The sequence below is a fragment of the Altererythrobacter sp. MTPC7 genome, from assembly GCF_042851395.1.
In the GTDB taxonomy this organism is placed as follows: Bacteria; Pseudomonadota; Alphaproteobacteria; order Sphingomonadales; family Sphingomonadaceae; genus CAJXSN01.
On record NZ_BTGS01000009.1, the window covers coordinates 1 to 14,308 of the forward strand.

The window sequence follows — 14,308 nt, forward strand, 5'->3', positions numbered from 1 at the left end:
TCGGAACGAGCATACCCGACGATTGCGTGATGAATTATGTCCATGAAAAAGATCTGGAATTTTATGGAGAGACCATTCGCAAAAGCTTCAACGAAGCTTATCGCATTCTAAAGCCAGGCAGGTGGATCACCGTCGAGTTTAGTAATACTCAGGCAAGCGTATGGAATGCCATTCAAGTCGCAATGCAGCAGTCTGGCTTTATCATTGCCAATGTTGCCGCTCTGGACAAAAAGCAGCGCAGCTTCAATTCGGTGACCACTACAACATCTGTTAAGCAGGACTTGGTCATATCGGCCTACAAGCCTAACGGTGGCTTGGAGGACCGATTCCTACAGGGGCAATCGGTCGATGATACAGTGTGGGATTTCGCGCGAACCCACCTTAAGAAGTTGCCAGTCTCCAAGATCAGGAACGGTGTGGTCGAGAATGTGCCGGAGCGTGATGCGCGGCGCATCTTCGATCGGATGGTCGCATGGTTCGTGCGGCACAACACGCCTGTCCCGTTGTCGAGCGCCGAATTCCAGGCCGGATTGGCAGAGCGCTTCCCCGAACGCGACGACATGTTCTTCCTTCCAAGCCAAGTCGACGAATACGACAAGAAACGGCTACAGGCGGGAAGCCCGCCGCAGCGCGAACTGTTCGTCGACGACGAGCGGACCGCGATCGACTGGGTCGCGGAACACCTCAAAAGCAAGCCGTCAACCTACCAGGAGCTCCATCCCGAATTCACCCAGCGCATCGGAGCCGGCTGGCGCAAGCACGAGGAGAAGCCCGAACTCTTGCAGATCCTCGAAGAGAACTTCCTAAACTACGATGGAACGGGACCCGTCCCGGCCCAGATCCATCGCTATCTCTCTTCGAACTGGAAGGAGTTGCGCAACCTCGAAAAAGACGCGCCGGCACTCGTCGCCAAGGCAAGGAACCGCTGGTATGTGCCCGACCCCAACAAGCAAGCCGACGTCGAGAAGAGAAGGGAAAAGTCGCTCCTCAAGGAATTCGAGACATACAAGGGACACCGCGGACGCAAGCTGAAGGAAGTCAGGCTCGAGGTCCTGCGTGCCGGGTTCAAGGCGGCATGGACCGAACGCGACTACCAGACCATCGTCGAGGTGGCGAACAAGATCCCCGAGGACGCTTGGCAGGAGGACGAACGCCTGCTGATGTATCACAGCATGGCCGAGACACGGCTCGAGGCCGCAGGCTGAGAAGGTGAAGGACTGGGTCGATCACGTCGCAGGGGGTTTCCAGTCGGAGTTCGCCAAGCTGTGGGCGGTCAGCGACCCCGACGACGTGCTCTTCGGCGATGCGGTTTCGCGCACCTTGGTGGAGCGCGGCATCGATGTCGTAGAATATGCGGAACCGATAGCCTTCCGTCTGCTCTACGAAAGGGACCTGCGGGAAAATACGGAAGCGGCTCCGACCATCATACACGTCCGGGGGGATGCCCGACAGGAACTCCCATGGGACGTGTTGCAGTCCTCCCGGCACGTCGATCTCCGGTTGGCCGAGGTCTTCGACCAGTTCGATCCGACTATCCTGAGGGCCATAGGTGGCGCCAGACTGCCTGACCTGTGGCGCGTGGCACAGCGTCAGGTCGTTCCCGCCCGGATGGGTGAGGGGGCGACCGCCGACTTCATACTTGCCAATCTGTTCAAGATCACACCTGCCCTGCTCGACAAGAGCGAGGACTTCTGGGTTACCGCTCTCGTCCTGTTCTACGACGACGTGGAACTGCCTGCCATCCTCGCCGATCGGGTGGTCGAACTTGCCGAACTGCCAGAGAGCATGACGGATCAGGACGCATTCGATATGCTCACCGACCGATCCGCGCTTCTGGAACGGCTCCAGGTCGATTGGCGGAAGTTCGCAATCGCGCTCGTCAATTCCGATCGTCCGGCGGGGGCGTTGGTGCCATTCGGCGCTCCGCGGATCAGGGTGATGTTCGACAGCTTGGTGCTGGACGGTGCCATCAAGCCCATCGACGTCCCCGAGATACCGAAGATGCTGCCGTCGTGGGCCAAGATCGGTCTGCAGCACGATATGGCAGCCAAGGCTGATCTGCTCTGCAAGCAGATCGATCGCCTGAAGCAGGACATCCCGCAAGCCGACACGAACTACAGGGACTGGCTGCGGTACGGCGAGCGTCTCGCCGAATTGACATACGAGGTGAGGAATTACCCCAAGGAAATCCATCACGAGACGGTGGTGTCGGCACTCGAAGATCTGCGGCGGCAGATCGACCTCGTGTTCTTCGATTGGCTCGGCACGAACTTCGACAGCCTCTCGTTGAACAGCTGCTCCTCCCATCCTTCGCTCGTCCATCAGGTCGCGCCGCACATGGCGATGGCGCGCACGGACATCGATCAGCGACAGGCGCTGCTCGTCGTCGACGGATTGGCGCTCGAGCAATGGCATCAGCTCGAGCAGGATCTGCGTGATCGACAGATCGCCGGCTCGATCGATGCACGCTCTTGCTTTGCATGGATCCCGACGGTCACGAACGTCTCACGACAGTCGATCTTCGCGGGGAACCCGCCCAAGGCGTTCGCAAGTTCGATCAGCGGAACCCACGCGGAGAAGTCGCTTTGGGGAAGGTTCTGGGCAGCCAACGACATCCCCGATGGCAAGGTCGTCTATATGAAGGGACTGGGCGGCGAGGGGTCGACGAACGAACTCGAGCATCTGCTCGACAGACACGAGCCGCTCGTCGCCGGCCTGGTGATCGACACCGTCGACGAGCTCATGCACGGCGAGATCTTCGGCAAGAAGAGCTTGACCGAACGGATCGCCCATTGGCTGGAAATGGGCCAATGGGCCAATACCATCGAAATTCTGCTGACCCGCGGGTTCGACATCTACGTCACGGCGGATCATGGGAACGTCGAAGCAGTCGGCGTCGGTCGTCCCGCCGAAGGAGTCAGGGCGGAGAGCCGTGGCGAACGGATGCGCATCTATGACAGTCCGCAGCTGTTGAACGACGGCCTCGCAAAAATCCCGGGAGCTCGAGTGCTCGCGCCGCGGGCGCTACCCGACAACTATCGCCCTTTGTTTGCGGACTACGGGAAGGGGTTCTTCCCTGCCGGGCATTCACAGGTCGTGCACGGTGGGACCGACATCGAAGAGGTGATCGTCCCGTTCGTGAAGATCACGAGGAAGGAAAAGAAGTGAACGTTAAGCCCCCGATGATCGGCATCGACCGCTATATCGATGCCGAATGGATGCGCCTCGCATCTGCAGTCGTGCGCGGCGAAGTCGCAAGGGACGTGATACAGGAGCGGCTCGAGATCGACGTTCCTTCACCTACGGTGCGGAGCAAGACCAACGGCATTCTAAATCGAATGTGGTTTCCCCAAGACCGTGATCGCTTCGGTGTGGTCGACGGTTGCGCCGCAGAAGCGGGCAAGCACTCCGCCAGCGAGCCAGCCATGTTTCTTGCCGTCGGCATTATGGCCTACCCGTATATCCGTCAGGTCGCCGAACACCTCGGAAGGCTCATCCGGATCCAAGGGTCCTGCAAGCCAGGCGAAGTGCATCGACGGATGTTCGAGCTCCATGGTAAGCGCACGACCATCGATCAGGCGACGAGCTATGCCTTCAAGACGCTCGGATCCTGGGGCATCATTACACGGGAAGAAGATCGCTTCCGATCGCTGGCCAATCCCCTCGGCCAGGCCAGCCAGTTCCTGCTCAACAGGGCTGCCAACATTTCGCGTAGCAGCGTGACTGCGATGACCGACAATGATCCGCTGAAGGTGTTCTTCCGGTAACGGACCGAATTCAGATCAACGCATCGGACAGCCATCGAATGGCCGTCCAGCCAAGCGAGACGTATGCAACAAGGACCATCGTGCCTGCCGCGAGCACCTCGAACCAGAACGAAGGCGTTGTCGACTCGTCCGGTTCATTATTCCAGTCACGCATCGCCGCTCCAGTCTTGCTCAACAAACATTGTCGGAGGCTTCTCGAACTCGATGCCGAGCGAGCCTTCATCATCGAAGCCCACACCACCCGGACCCGCTATGGTGATGCGCGAGCCATTCTGATGCGTGCCCGTCACGACGCTCTGCATGTCGGTTCCGCTCCAGTAGTCCGGTGGCACCGCTCCCGAAGTCCGGATGGTGCAGCCATAGCACAGACGGGAAGGCGCCGGCCGACCCTTCTCGTCTTCGGTCAGAACTTCGAAGCGGCCTTCCTGCACCGTCAGGGTGAGATCATGTCTCACCAGGACCTGCCCGTCAGGCTCCACACCGGTCAGCTGGGCATGCGCGATCTCGAATCTCGTGATATGCGCTGCCCACGGGTCGTCGGTCATGCGCTTGCAGGAACCACGTGGGCCACGAACGCGCCGGTATCTTCGTCGAATTCGTCCAGCTCCCACCAGACGCCTTCCTGCGGATGACAGGATGCGATGTCTCGGGGGTCCGCTTCCTTGTCTACCGCACGGGCGATGACCGCACGGAACCGGCCATCGAGGTGATCGCGGCAATGTGCGAGATGACGGATGCGTTCTCCATGGCCCGGGCGCGTCCTCCATTCGGCGTCGAGCTCGGAATCGTCGTGATAGACCAGCTTGCCATCCCGGCCTTTGACCGCATCCTGCCACAGCACGAGGGCGACCACGGACTCGTCGTCGGAGATCGCCGACCAACTCCACCTTGTGTTGGTCAGTTTCGTCCCGAAATGCTCGAAAGCCTCGGTCTTCGTCCATCTCCGCGGCATCGCTCTCTCCAAAAAATGCGTCAAGTATTCAGTGCGTTTGGGAAGCGCGACAGTCCATCCTAAAATGAGAAAATCAATCACTTGGAGTGGACTGGTGCTCATAATCACGCTTGTTATCGCCCTGATTCTTGCTTGGCCTACTTTCGGGCTTTCTATCGTAGGGTGGATAATTTTCGCCTTGTTCAGCACACGATCGCAGACCGCGAATTTAGCGAGTGTCGACGGTCGAATCGAATATCTCAAGAGCAGGTATTTTGCCGGCGACAATCAACATTTGCTTATGCTCAAGCTTGCTCAGGATGGAGATGAGGGTGACCCACTGACGGTACTGGATTCCATCGAGCTGGGAATTTTAGGAAATATCTTCCTGCGCCACCTTGCCAACAACCCCGACATCTTCGAACAGTTCGAGTTCATTATCCAGCGGTACGAGAAGTTGAGATCATTTCCTTCGATTCCGCAATACGGCTCTGCAGTCCATGCGATTGATTATGAGCTCGAGCAGTCGAATGATGTCGGCGGAGCACTTGCTATGCTTGTGTATTCTTCCCTACTCATTTTATGCGAAAACAATCCGCATCACACCATTCTCAGCAAGATGGATAAGCGAGATTTTCAGGACCATATCGGTGTGGTCCGCATGATGATCGATAATGACAGAGATATGGGTGTTTCGCTGTTCTAAGTTGTTACAAGGGACCACATCAGCAGTCCCTTGGCGCCTTTTTCCGACTTCACCAGCCCTCGATCTCGCATATTCCTCAAGGCGGCTCCCACGCGCTTCTGGATTGTCTTTACCAGCTTCTTGTCGGACTGGTTCAGTTCGCGCTCGTCCATCAACCTGACCGTGATCGTCAGGCCGTCCAGCGGTGCCGCCGACTTCCTCAGCATGGTCAAGATCGAGCGGGTCACCTGCCCCTTGAACGCGTGATGGCGTGGAGGCATCGGCTTCGACTTGATCTCATCCAGTTCTGCATCGGGATCGAAAAGAAGGATCGTGCAGTCGACGTGATCAAGGTCGATCAGGGCTTGGCGAAGCTGATCCTGGAGCGCATCCACGCGACCGGCGATCTCGCCTCGCTTGTTCTTGAGTGCCGATACGGCGTTGGGACTCTGCATCCGCCCATTGAAGCATCAATCTAGCAGGGAATCACGGGATTCATTGGTCCCCTCTGCGCTAAAATGCTGGAGTTCCAGCGCTCGGTCCTCGATTCGCTGCGCCAGCCGCTGGAGACGGGCCGGGTCGATGTCGCGCGGGCCAACGCCCATGTCAGCTTTCCCGCGCGCGTCCAGCTGGTCGCCGCCATGAACCCCTGCCGCTGCGGACATCTGGGCGATGCCTCCATGGCATGCAGCCGTGCGCCGCGATGTGCGCTCGATTACCAAGCGAAGATCAGCGGCCCGATGCTCGACCGGATCGACCTGCATGTCGACGTCGATCCCGTCAGCGCCGCCGACCTCGCCCTGCCCCCGCCGGCGGAAGGCAGCGCCGAAGTCGCCGCCCGGGTGGCGGAAGCGAGAGCGGTTCAATCGGCCCGCGCCGAAGCGTCGGGCGCCCGGACCAATGCCGAACTGGACGGAGACGCGCTGGATGAATTCGCGTCGCCGGACGATGCGGGCCGCACGCTCCTGATGCAGGCAGCGGAAAGCATGAAGCTGTCTGCACGGGGCTATACCAGGATGCTGCGCGTCGCCCGGACGATCGCGGACCTTGCCGGTGCGCGGCAAGTCGGGCGCATCCACGTGGCCGAAGCGCTGAGCTATCGCCGCATGGGAGTGCGGGGATGACGGCGCTTTGTTCTGTAAGGATACGAAAAAAGGAAAGGGAGGCAGCAGTCGCCACCCCCCTTTCCAGTAGAAGGACTGCAAGAGCCTTCGGGTCGCGGCACTGCCTCTAGGTCGGGGCGATTTCGCTGCCATCACCCTCTTGGGGTATTTCTTGAAAGAATTGCGTTTTTCGGTACGAATTACGCCGACAGGGGGCGCGGAATGCCATTCGATCCGGCACTGACCGGCATCATCGACGACATTTACGAGGGATCGCTCGACGAAAATCGGTGGCGGTCTGCCCTGCGCGGATTCCTGGATGTGACCGGCGCACGCGCAGCGTTTCTCGCCATCGTCGACAATAACAGGCAGTCCGTCGTGGCAAGCACGGTGGTCGGTCCGGAGGAATCGCGCTTGGACGATGCCCTTTCCCTCTACCGCGAAGAACTGGTCGAACTCGACCCGGGCTTCAACATAGAGCGGCACGATGGCGGCCGCTTCCGGTTCGGCGACACCAGCAATTGCAACACGTCCGATCCGGACGCATGGCGCGCTTTCATCCGGCACGATTTCGGCAGTGGCGATTATCACAGCCTTATCAGTTCGACGAGCGGCAGCCTGAGCGTCTCCCTCGCGCTGCACACGCATCCGGAACAGACCTCCATTACAGCCGAGCAGGAGCGCGTTCACGATATCGTCTTCAGCCATCTGAGCCGGGCAGCGCGCCTGCTGGTGAGCCGCCCGGAGCTTGCGCGGAGCGAGGAAGCGCTGATCCTGGTCGACGAGAACGCCCATGTCCTGGACGCAAGCCCGGGCGCGGAAGCGATCCTGTCCGCAGGCTGTGCGCTGGGCGTCGGTGAGGGCAAGCTGCGCGTCGGGCGCGGGGCGCAGGACGACGCGCTGAAACAACACATTCGCCGCGCCTGCCAGCCTTCCTCCGCCGAGGGCGCGGGTAGCTGGATGACACTCGCATCCTCCCGCAGGCTGACCCCCTGGCTGGTCCATTTCGAGCCTGTCCCCCTGCTGCCGCTGGGTAGCGAGCAGAAGGTCTTCGGATGCATGATCCGGATGACAGGCGGCGCTCCGCGGTCGGGGCCGGAGGAATCAATGATTGCCGAGATATTCGGCCTGACCCGGCGGGAGGCAGAGGTTGCAGCGCGAATGGTCCGGTCGGCCGACGACCTGAAGACAATCGCAGGCGAGCTCGGCATGGCTTACGAAACGGCGCGCACCCATGCCCGGTCACTGATGGCAAAGATCGGTGTCGGAAACCGGATCGAACTGATCATGGAACTGTCGCGGTACCGCTAGGGCGGTTGCGATCAGTCAGCGTAGCTGGAATTCTTCACAAGCTTGCGGTTTTCGTCCGGCGCACCGTCCGTCCACCAGACAGGGCCGCGCTCGCCAAGCGCAACCTTCGCTTCCTGAACCTGCGCGCGCGCCTGTTTCAACTCGGCCGGATCGCCGGAGGATTTTGCCGCCTTCACGGCGCGCCGCGCATCCATCAACGCATGGGTCCAGCGCTTCCGCTCGGCCTCGGGCAGGTCGGGATTGGTGGCCCTCCATAACCGCCCGCGTACGATGATGTACCGGCCATCATGTGTGCGTTCAGGCTGATCGGAAGCAGGCTGGGCGCCTCCGGCGGCGTCGTTATCGTCGCTCGCTTCCAAGGTTATTCGGCTGCAACGGCGGCCGGCTCGTCATCGGCGGTCCAGCCGCGCGTGCCGGGCGCAAGTTCGCCTTCGGCCCGGTCCCTGCCCGCCTCCGGCAAATCCTTGCGAGCGATCATGTTGAGGTCGCCCGGGCCAAGGATACGGCCATCATGCGCCAGGATGGCCACGGGGCCGACCGGCATATGGTCTTGGCCGTCCACCAGCACCGGGTCGGTATCGACGAAATCCTCGCCGTATTTCTGGCCCCATTGCCGCAGCGCCAGCATGGCCGGCAGCAGGTCGAACCCCCGCTCGGTCAGCCGGTATTCGATGCGGCGGCGATCGTCGGGGCACGGTTCGCGGTCGAGGATGCCGTGATCGACCAGGCGGCCAAGACGGTTCGACAGGATGTTCCGTGCGATGCCCAGTTCGCTCAGGAATTCCTCGAAATGGTGAAGCCCGTTGAAACTGGCCCGCAGGATCATGAAGCTCCAGCGCTCGCCCATCGCCTCCAGCGCATCGGGCAGGCCGCAGGCGCTCAGTTCCTTCAGCGGCTCACGAACGTCTCCGGCCATAACAGGCGTGCCCTTTCATGCGGTTTTCCAGCCTTGTAACCGCAAAACCTCCGGTCTCAAAATTCAAACTGGATTTCAGGTTGCAACTCGATACCTATCTGGGTAGGTGGCGATCCGCAACCGATCTTCCCTCGTTTCTCGTCGGTTGGAAAGAGCTTCAAAGGACCCTCTCCCATGACCCTCTCCTTTTCCAAGGCCGGCGCGATCTCCGTCGCTGCCACCTTCACCGCCCTTACCCTCGGTTCGGCCCTGACGCCTGCCGCTGCAGACGCCCGCGACAGCGGTCCGCACTACCGTGCCGAACTGGTCCAGCCGACCGACAAGACGGTCCAGATCGTGCGCGGCACGCCGTGGCAGTGCAGCGGCACGGTTTGCGTCGCGCCCAAGGCCGGATCGCGCCCCGTCAATGTCTGTAAGGCCTTCGCCCGCAAGGTCGGCGAAGTGGCCAGCTTCACCGTGGCAGGCGAACCGCTCGCTGCCGACAAGATGGCGAAGTGCCAGGGCGACTGATCCGCCCAGCGCACTTCGACAAGAGTTTCCCCCCGCCTGTCTTCTCCGTCAGGGTGGGTCGACTGAGCCACCGGTAGCAGGAACGCTGCCGGTGGCGTTTTCTTGTCTGCCGCATACGCAGACGCCGCGCAGACGCGCTCACCGCGGCAATAGCCCCCTTGCGGCCAGATCGGTTTCCAGCGCCTCGGCGTCATGGAAGTGATGCGTCTGCCAGCCCTCCGCCGCCGCACCGGCGATATTGTCGGCATTGTCGTCGATGAACAGCATGTCCTGCGGCGCGTGCCCGAATCTCTTGGCCGCGCGGCGGAAAATGGCCGGATCGGGTTTCACCAGCTTTTCCCGTCCCGACACCACGATATCGCGGAACAGGCCGAGCACCGGCTCCGTCGGGGCGAAGCGGTCCCAGAACTCGGCCCCGAAATTGGTGATCGCGAATAGCGGAACGCCCGCATCCGACAGGCGCTCTATCAGTTCCGCCGTGCCGGGCACGCGGCCCGGAATGGTCTCGTTGAAGCGGGTCGCATAAGCCTCGATCGCATCGGTATGGGCGGGGAACAGCGCGGCGCGCTCTGCCACCATGTCTTCGATCCGGCGCCCGGCATCGTGCTGGAAATGCCATGCCGGCGTGACCACGTGGGCCAGCACCCAGTCCCGCTCAGCGGGATCATGGACCACCTTCTCGATCAGGCAGCGAAGATCCCATTGGACGATGACTCGGCCGACATCGAAGACGACCGCCTTCACCGCGCCCGCTTTCTTCGCTTCGGTATCCGGTCCTTGCGTGGTCATGCTGCTCCTTCCCCAAACGCCAACGGCCCGCGTCCCGGCCCCCTGCCTCGCGTCGCTGGACGCGTAGGACAGAAGGGACGGGAAGCGGGCCGGTACCGCACTGTGTAGACGCGCCGGGGACAGCGTGCCCCCGAAGGCTGGAATCAGCCCTGGCGTGCCTTGAAGCGGCGGTTGGTCTTGTTGATCACGTAGGTACGGCCGCGACGACGGATCACGCGGCAATCGCGATGGCGATTTTTCAGCGACTTGAGGCTGTTACGAACTTTCATTGGTTTTTCCCGAAAATAAAATCGGCACTGCAAATGGAGATGCAATGCCCGAAATTCAAGGCGCGCGCCTAAGCGGCGAATCGCGCTTCGTCAAGAAGAAGCGTCCTGAATCTCGCCCAGCCTGCGTTCCCATTGCAGGGCGTGCGCCACGATCCGGTCGAGATCGTCATGCTGCGGCTGCCAGGGCAGCGTGCTGCGAATCAGGGCCGGATCGGAAACCAGCGCTGCCGGGTCCCCCGCCCGCCGAGGTTCCATCACGCGCTCTATCCGGCCGCCCGTCACCCGGTCCACCGCGTCCAGCACTTCGAGGACCGAAAAGCCGCGGCCATACCCGCAATTCATAGTGAGGGAGCGTCCGGGCTGCGCCTCCAGTGCATCCAGCGCATGGACATGGGCCGCGGCAAGGTCGCTGACATGGATGTAATCCCGCACCCCGGTTCCGTCCGGCGTATCGTAATCCGTGCCATAGACGCCGACACTCTCCCTCTTGCCCAGAGCAGCTTCGACCGCGACCTTGATCAGATGGGTCGCGCCCTTCGTCGACTGGCCGGTGCGCCCTTCCGGATCGGCGCCTGCGACGTTGAAATAGCGCAGCGCGCAATAGTTCATCGGGTGCGCCGCCACGACATCGGCCAGCATCCGCTCCGTAAACAGCTTCGACCAGCCATAGGGGTTGATCGGCTGCTGCGGCGTCTGCTCCGTCACCGGCGAGGTTTCGGGCACGCCATAGGTCGCGGCGGTCGAGCTGAAGATGAAATGCGGCACCCCGCCCCGGACCGCCGATGCCAGCAGGGCGCGGGTGCGGCCGGTATTGTTGTCGTAGTATTTGAGGGGATTCTCGACCGACTCCGGGACCACCACGCTGCCCGCAAAATGCATGATCGCGCCGACATCGTGCTCCGCCAGAATACGGGTGACCAGTTCGTCATCCGCGATGTCGCCTTCGAAGAATGGCACATCGTCCGGGACGGCGAAGCGGAAGCCCGTGACCAGGTTGTCGAAGACCGCGACCTTGCGGCCTGCATCGCGCAAAGCGAGCACCGCATGGCTGCCGATATAGCCGGCCCCGCCCGTCACCAGCACCGTCTTCCCAGAAGAGGCGGTGCTCGGCATATCGTTCATTGTTCTCGTCCTGCTGTTTTTGCGCCGCGCGGCAGGCACTCTCGGGCCGGTCTGCGCGTTGGGAAGGCAATAGCGCGCCAAGATGAAAGAATTGCAATCATGAAACCAGCCCGTTTTCCCAGCCTCGCCGCTGCCCTTGCAGCGCCCATTCTCCTGGGGGCGTGTACCACTGCATCGGCACCGGGCCCGGTCCAGGTGACCCGCTTCGTCGCCGGGGACGCGGCGCTTGGCGGCACGACCCTTTTCGTCGAAAGCGCGCCGCGCAGCGAGGCGGACAGCCTGCAGCTTGCCCCTTACAAGGCCGCCGTTGCCGAGCAGCTGTCCCGCCTCGGATACACCGAGCAGGGCCGCAGCGGCGCGCGGCGCGTGGCACAGGTTTCGGTGGAACGGTTCGTGCGGACCGACACCGGACGCAGGTCGCCTGTCAGCGTCGGCGTGGGCGGCGGGACCGGTAGTTATGGGTCAGGCGTGGGTGTCGGCGTCGGCATCAATCTGGGCGGCGGCGCACGCGACGAAGTGACCACGCGCATGGCTGTGACCCTGCGCGATGTGGCCAGCGGCGACGTTTTGTGGGAAGGGCGCGCCGAATTCGACGCACCGGAAGGGAGCGAGGCCGCAGGAGCCGCCGGCAATGCCGCGATCATCGCGGACGCGCTGTTCCGCGACTTTCCCGGCGTCACCGGCGAAACAATCCTGGTGGAGACCAATTGATGACCGACATCGGTATCGATACCCAGTTCGACAGCGGCAATATCGAGGTGCTGTCCATTTCCGGCGCCAGCGCGAGGCTGGCCCTGCACAAGGACAACCAGTCCGATTTCGCGCAGTGGTTCCATTTCCGCGTCCATGGCGCAGCCGACCGCGAACTGGAGCTGAAGATCACCGGTCTGGAAAACAGCGCCTATCCCGCCGGCTGGCCGGATTATGACGCCTGCGTCAGCGAAGACCGGGATTTCTGGGGCCGAGCGGCGTCGACTTATGACAAGGACGAGGACGGCGGCACGCTGACCATCCGCTATACGCCCGGCACCGACATCGCCTGGTTCGCCTATTTCGCGCCATACTCCATGGAACGCCACCACGACCTCGTCGCCGAAAGCGCCGCTTCGGAAGGCGTGGAATATCGCCGCCTTGGCCAGACGCTGGACGGCCAGCCGCTCGATTGCCTGGAAATGGGAGACGGCGCGCGGCAGGTCTGGCTATATGCGCGCCAGCACCCGGGCGAAAGCATGGCCGAATGGTGGATGGAAGGCGCACTGGAAGTCCTGTGCGATCCGACCGACACTGTCGGCCGCGCCCTGCGCAAGCATTGCCGCCTGCATGTCGTACCCAATTGCAATCCCGACGGCTCGCGCCGGGGCCACCTGCGCACCAATGCGGTCGGGACCAATCTCAACCGCGAATGGGCGGAACCGAGCGCCGAGGCATCGCCCGAAGTGCTCGCCATACGTGCGGCGATGGACGAAAGCGGTGTCGACTTCGCCATGGATGTCCACGGCGATGAGGCGATTGCCGCCGTCTTCCTCGCCGGGTTCGAGGGTATCCCGTCCTGGACCGACGATCTTGGCGACAGGTTCTATCGCTACCAGTCCATTCTGGAGCGGCGCACGCCGGACTTCCAGACGGCGAAGGGGTATCCCAAATCCGCCCCGGGCACGGCAAACCTCGCCATCAGCACCAACCAGGTGGCGGAGCGGTACAAGGCCTGCGCGATGACGCTGGAAATGCCGTTCAAGGACAATGCGGACTGGCCCGACGAGGTGCAGGGGTGGAGCCCGGAACGCAGCAAGCTGCTGGCGCGTGACTGCCTGGCCGCCCTGCTGGAATGGATCGAAAGCGAATGAGCTTGAAGAAAACCGGCACGTTCGCGCTCGGTGTGCTTGCGGTCGTCTTCCTTCTCGCAAGCCTCGCCTCGCTGACGGACAGCAATGCCGGTCTCATCCGGATGTTCGATCTCGTGCGGCAGCCGATGCTTTACGTGTCGGTTGCCCTCGCCGCGCTCGCCCTTCTGTTGCGTTCGCGCGCCGGGTTCGCGGTCGCCGCGGTTTTTGCAGTGGTCGTCGCCATCCAGCTTGTCCGGCTCTATCCCTATCTGCCGTTCGCGCCGGAAAGGGTTGCCCTGTCGGATGACGACGACAACGGCTCTTGCTTCACCGCCCTGTCGCTCAATGTGAAGCAGGCGAACACGCAGTATGACCGGGTCGCCGCCCTGATCGAGCGGGAGGACCCCGATCTCCTATTGCTGATGGAGACCAATGGCCGCTGGATGGACGCGCTGGAGCCGCAACTTTCCAAGTACCCGGAACGCGTCTCCATGCCTCTGGAGAACCGTTATGGCATGGCTTTCGCCAGCAGGATCCCGGTCATCAAGGGGCGGATGATTACGAACACCTCCGCCAACACGCCGACGCTGTATGCCACGCTGCGCCTGCCCAACGATTCGGCGTTCGAATTCGTGGGCCTGCACCCGCGGCCACCGCTGCCGGGCGAAAGCACCGAGAAGCGCGATGCCAATATCGCGCGCGCCGGGGCCATCACGCCGGGCGGTCTCGCCGACGTGCTGGTGATGGGCGATTTCAACGACGTGCCATGGTCGTCCACTACGACGCGCTTCCGCAATGATGGCGATTACCGCGATCCGCGCGCGGGACGCGGGACTTATCCGACATTTCCCGCCAGCATGGCCTTCATCGGCTGGCCGCTCGACCAGATCATGGTGAAGAACGCCCTGCGCGTACAGTCCTTCGCCGTGCTGGAAGATGTCGGCGCGGACCACCTGCCGGTGAAAGGACGTTTCTGCCTGCGTGACGGCGAAGGCGAGGTTCTGGAGAGTTTCGAACCGGCCCCTGACAGTCCGGTCGAGGGATCGGAAAGCGCCACGACAGGCGGCACGACCGGCTAGAGG

Annotated in this window: 17 protein-coding genes and 2 pseudogenes; 10 read left to right on the plus strand and 9 right to left on the minus strand. The window is 62.2% G+C overall.

Annotated features, from left to right (window positions below):
- The 3 genes and pseudogenes from ACGHJ7_RS09260 to ACGHJ7_RS09270 form a co-directional block, all read left to right on the plus strand.
- A pseudogene (locus ACGHJ7_RS09260) lies at window positions 1-1,205 on the plus strand (DNA methylase); the annotation flags it as partial.
- Between the two features lie 4 nt (window positions 1,206-1,209).
- Entirely contained in the window at window positions 1,210-3,168 is a 1,959-nt protein-coding gene (gene pglZ, locus ACGHJ7_RS09265; protein WP_390476627.1) for a BREX-3 system phosphatase PglZ, read from the plus strand.
- Window positions 3,169-3,182: 14 nt separating this feature from the next.
- Window positions 3,183-3,767 (plus strand): hypothetical protein, encoded by a 585-nt coding sequence (locus tag ACGHJ7_RS09270; protein ID WP_390476629.1) that lies wholly within the window; start codon window positions 3,183-3,185, stop codon window positions 3,765-3,767.
- 10 nt (window positions 3,768-3,777) lie between these two features.
- Here ACGHJ7_RS09270 and ACGHJ7_RS09275 read toward each other — a convergent pair whose 3' ends face one another.
- Genes ACGHJ7_RS09275 through ACGHJ7_RS09285 form a run of 3 tightly spaced genes read right to left on the minus strand, consistent with a single transcriptional unit; the run spans window position 3,778 to window position 4,719 of the window.
- Window positions 3,778-3,921 (minus strand): hypothetical protein, encoded by a 144-nt coding sequence (locus tag ACGHJ7_RS09275; protein ID WP_390476630.1) that lies wholly within the window; start codon window positions 3,919-3,921, stop codon window positions 3,778-3,780.
- Window positions 3,914-4,312 carry a hypothetical protein gene (locus ACGHJ7_RS09280; RefSeq protein ID WP_390476632.1) on the minus strand — a complete coding sequence of 133 codons (399 nt, stop codon included), beginning with the start codon at window positions 4,310-4,312 and terminating at the stop codon, window positions 3,914-3,916. The genes ACGHJ7_RS09275 and ACGHJ7_RS09280 overlap by 8 nt, the downstream gene beginning before the upstream one ends.
- Window positions 4,309-4,719, minus strand: a complete 411-nt coding sequence (locus ACGHJ7_RS09285) for a hypothetical protein (protein ID WP_390476633.1) — start codon at window positions 4,717-4,719, stop codon at window positions 4,309-4,311. The genes ACGHJ7_RS09280 and ACGHJ7_RS09285 overlap by 4 nt, the downstream gene beginning before the upstream one ends.
- 94 nt (window positions 4,720-4,813) lie before the next feature.
- Here ACGHJ7_RS09285 and ACGHJ7_RS09290 point away from each other — a divergent pair, with 94 nt between their 5' ends.
- Window positions 4,814-5,404 carry a hypothetical protein gene (locus tag ACGHJ7_RS09290; protein WP_390476635.1) on the plus strand — a complete coding sequence of 197 codons (591 nt, stop codon included), beginning with the start codon at window positions 4,814-4,816 and terminating at the stop codon, window positions 5,402-5,404.
- Here ACGHJ7_RS09290 and ACGHJ7_RS09295 read toward each other — a convergent pair.
- Window positions 5,401-5,838, minus strand: coding sequence for a hypothetical protein (locus ACGHJ7_RS09295; RefSeq protein ID WP_390476637.1), 438 nt, complete (start codon window positions 5,836-5,838; stop codon window positions 5,401-5,403). The two genes, ACGHJ7_RS09290 and ACGHJ7_RS09295, sit on opposite strands and share 4 nt — an antisense overlap.
- 69 nt (window positions 5,839-5,907) lie before the next feature.
- On the opposite strand from ACGHJ7_RS09295, the pseudogene ACGHJ7_RS09300 reads away from it, so the two are divergent.
- A pseudogene (locus tag ACGHJ7_RS09300) lies at window positions 5,908-6,507 on the plus strand (ATP-binding protein); the annotation flags it as partial.
- Between the two features lie 201 nt (window positions 6,508-6,708).
- On the plus strand, window positions 6,709-7,797 hold the full coding sequence (locus ACGHJ7_RS09305) for a LuxR C-terminal-related transcriptional regulator (protein ID WP_390476639.1): 1,089 nt from the start codon (window positions 6,709-6,711) through the stop codon (window positions 7,795-7,797).
- A gap of 11 nt (window positions 7,798-7,808) precedes the next feature.
- Here the strand turns inward: ACGHJ7_RS09305 and ACGHJ7_RS09310 are convergent, their stop codons facing one another.
- Entirely contained in the window at window positions 7,809-8,156 is a 348-nt protein-coding gene (locus ACGHJ7_RS09310) for a hypothetical protein (RefSeq protein ID WP_390476641.1), read from the minus strand.
- Window positions 8,157-8,158: 2 nt separating this feature from the next.
- Window positions 8,159-8,713 carry a winged helix-turn-helix transcriptional regulator gene (locus ACGHJ7_RS09315; protein WP_390476643.1) on the minus strand — a complete coding sequence of 185 codons (555 nt, stop codon included), beginning with the start codon at window positions 8,711-8,713 and terminating at the stop codon, window positions 8,159-8,161.
- A 174-nt stretch (window positions 8,714-8,887) separates the two neighbouring features.
- On the opposite strand from ACGHJ7_RS09315, the gene ACGHJ7_RS09320 reads away from it, so the two are divergent.
- On the plus strand, window positions 8,888-9,223 hold the full coding sequence (locus tag ACGHJ7_RS09320; RefSeq protein ID WP_390476645.1) for a hypothetical protein: 336 nt from the start codon (window positions 8,888-8,890) through the stop codon (window positions 9,221-9,223).
- 138 nt (window positions 9,224-9,361) lie between these two features.
- Here ACGHJ7_RS09320 and ACGHJ7_RS09325 read toward each other — a convergent pair whose 3' ends face one another.
- From ACGHJ7_RS09325 to galE, 3 genes are all read right to left on the minus strand, one after another.
- The gene (locus tag ACGHJ7_RS09325; protein WP_390476647.1) at window positions 9,362-10,012 is read right to left on the minus strand and encodes an HAD family hydrolase; all 651 of its coding nucleotides are present in this window, start codon (window positions 10,010-10,012) and stop codon (window positions 9,362-9,364) included.
- A gap of 143 nt (window positions 10,013-10,155) precedes the next feature.
- Window positions 10,156-10,281, minus strand: coding sequence for a type B 50S ribosomal protein L36 (gene ykgO, locus ACGHJ7_RS09330; RefSeq protein WP_011415100.1), 126 nt, complete (start codon window positions 10,279-10,281; stop codon window positions 10,156-10,158).
- A gap of 90 nt (window positions 10,282-10,371) precedes the next feature.
- Window positions 10,372-11,403, minus strand: coding sequence for a UDP-glucose 4-epimerase GalE (gene galE / locus ACGHJ7_RS09335; RefSeq protein WP_390476649.1), 1,032 nt, complete (start codon window positions 11,401-11,403; stop codon window positions 10,372-10,374).
- Window positions 11,404-11,502: 99 nt separating this feature from the next.
- Between galE and ACGHJ7_RS09340 the strand changes: the two genes are divergently transcribed.
- From ACGHJ7_RS09340 to ACGHJ7_RS09350, 3 genes are read left to right on the plus strand one after another with little or no spacing between them, the layout of a single operon-like run.
- Window positions 11,503-12,114 (plus strand): DUF4136 domain-containing protein, encoded by a 612-nt coding sequence (locus tag ACGHJ7_RS09340; RefSeq protein ID WP_390476651.1) that lies wholly within the window; start codon window positions 11,503-11,505, stop codon window positions 12,112-12,114.
- Entirely contained in the window at window positions 12,114-13,247 is a 1,134-nt protein-coding gene (locus ACGHJ7_RS09345) for a M14-type cytosolic carboxypeptidase (RefSeq protein WP_390476652.1), read from the plus strand. The genes ACGHJ7_RS09340 and ACGHJ7_RS09345 overlap by 1 nt, the downstream gene beginning before the upstream one ends.
- Complete coding sequence (locus ACGHJ7_RS09350; protein WP_390476653.1) at window positions 13,244-14,305, plus strand: endonuclease/exonuclease/phosphatase family protein; 1,062 nt, start codon at window positions 13,244-13,246, stop codon at window positions 14,303-14,305. Before ACGHJ7_RS09345 ends, ACGHJ7_RS09350 begins: the two co-directional genes overlap by 4 nt.
- The last annotated feature ends 3 nt before the right edge of the window (window positions 14,306-14,308 follow it).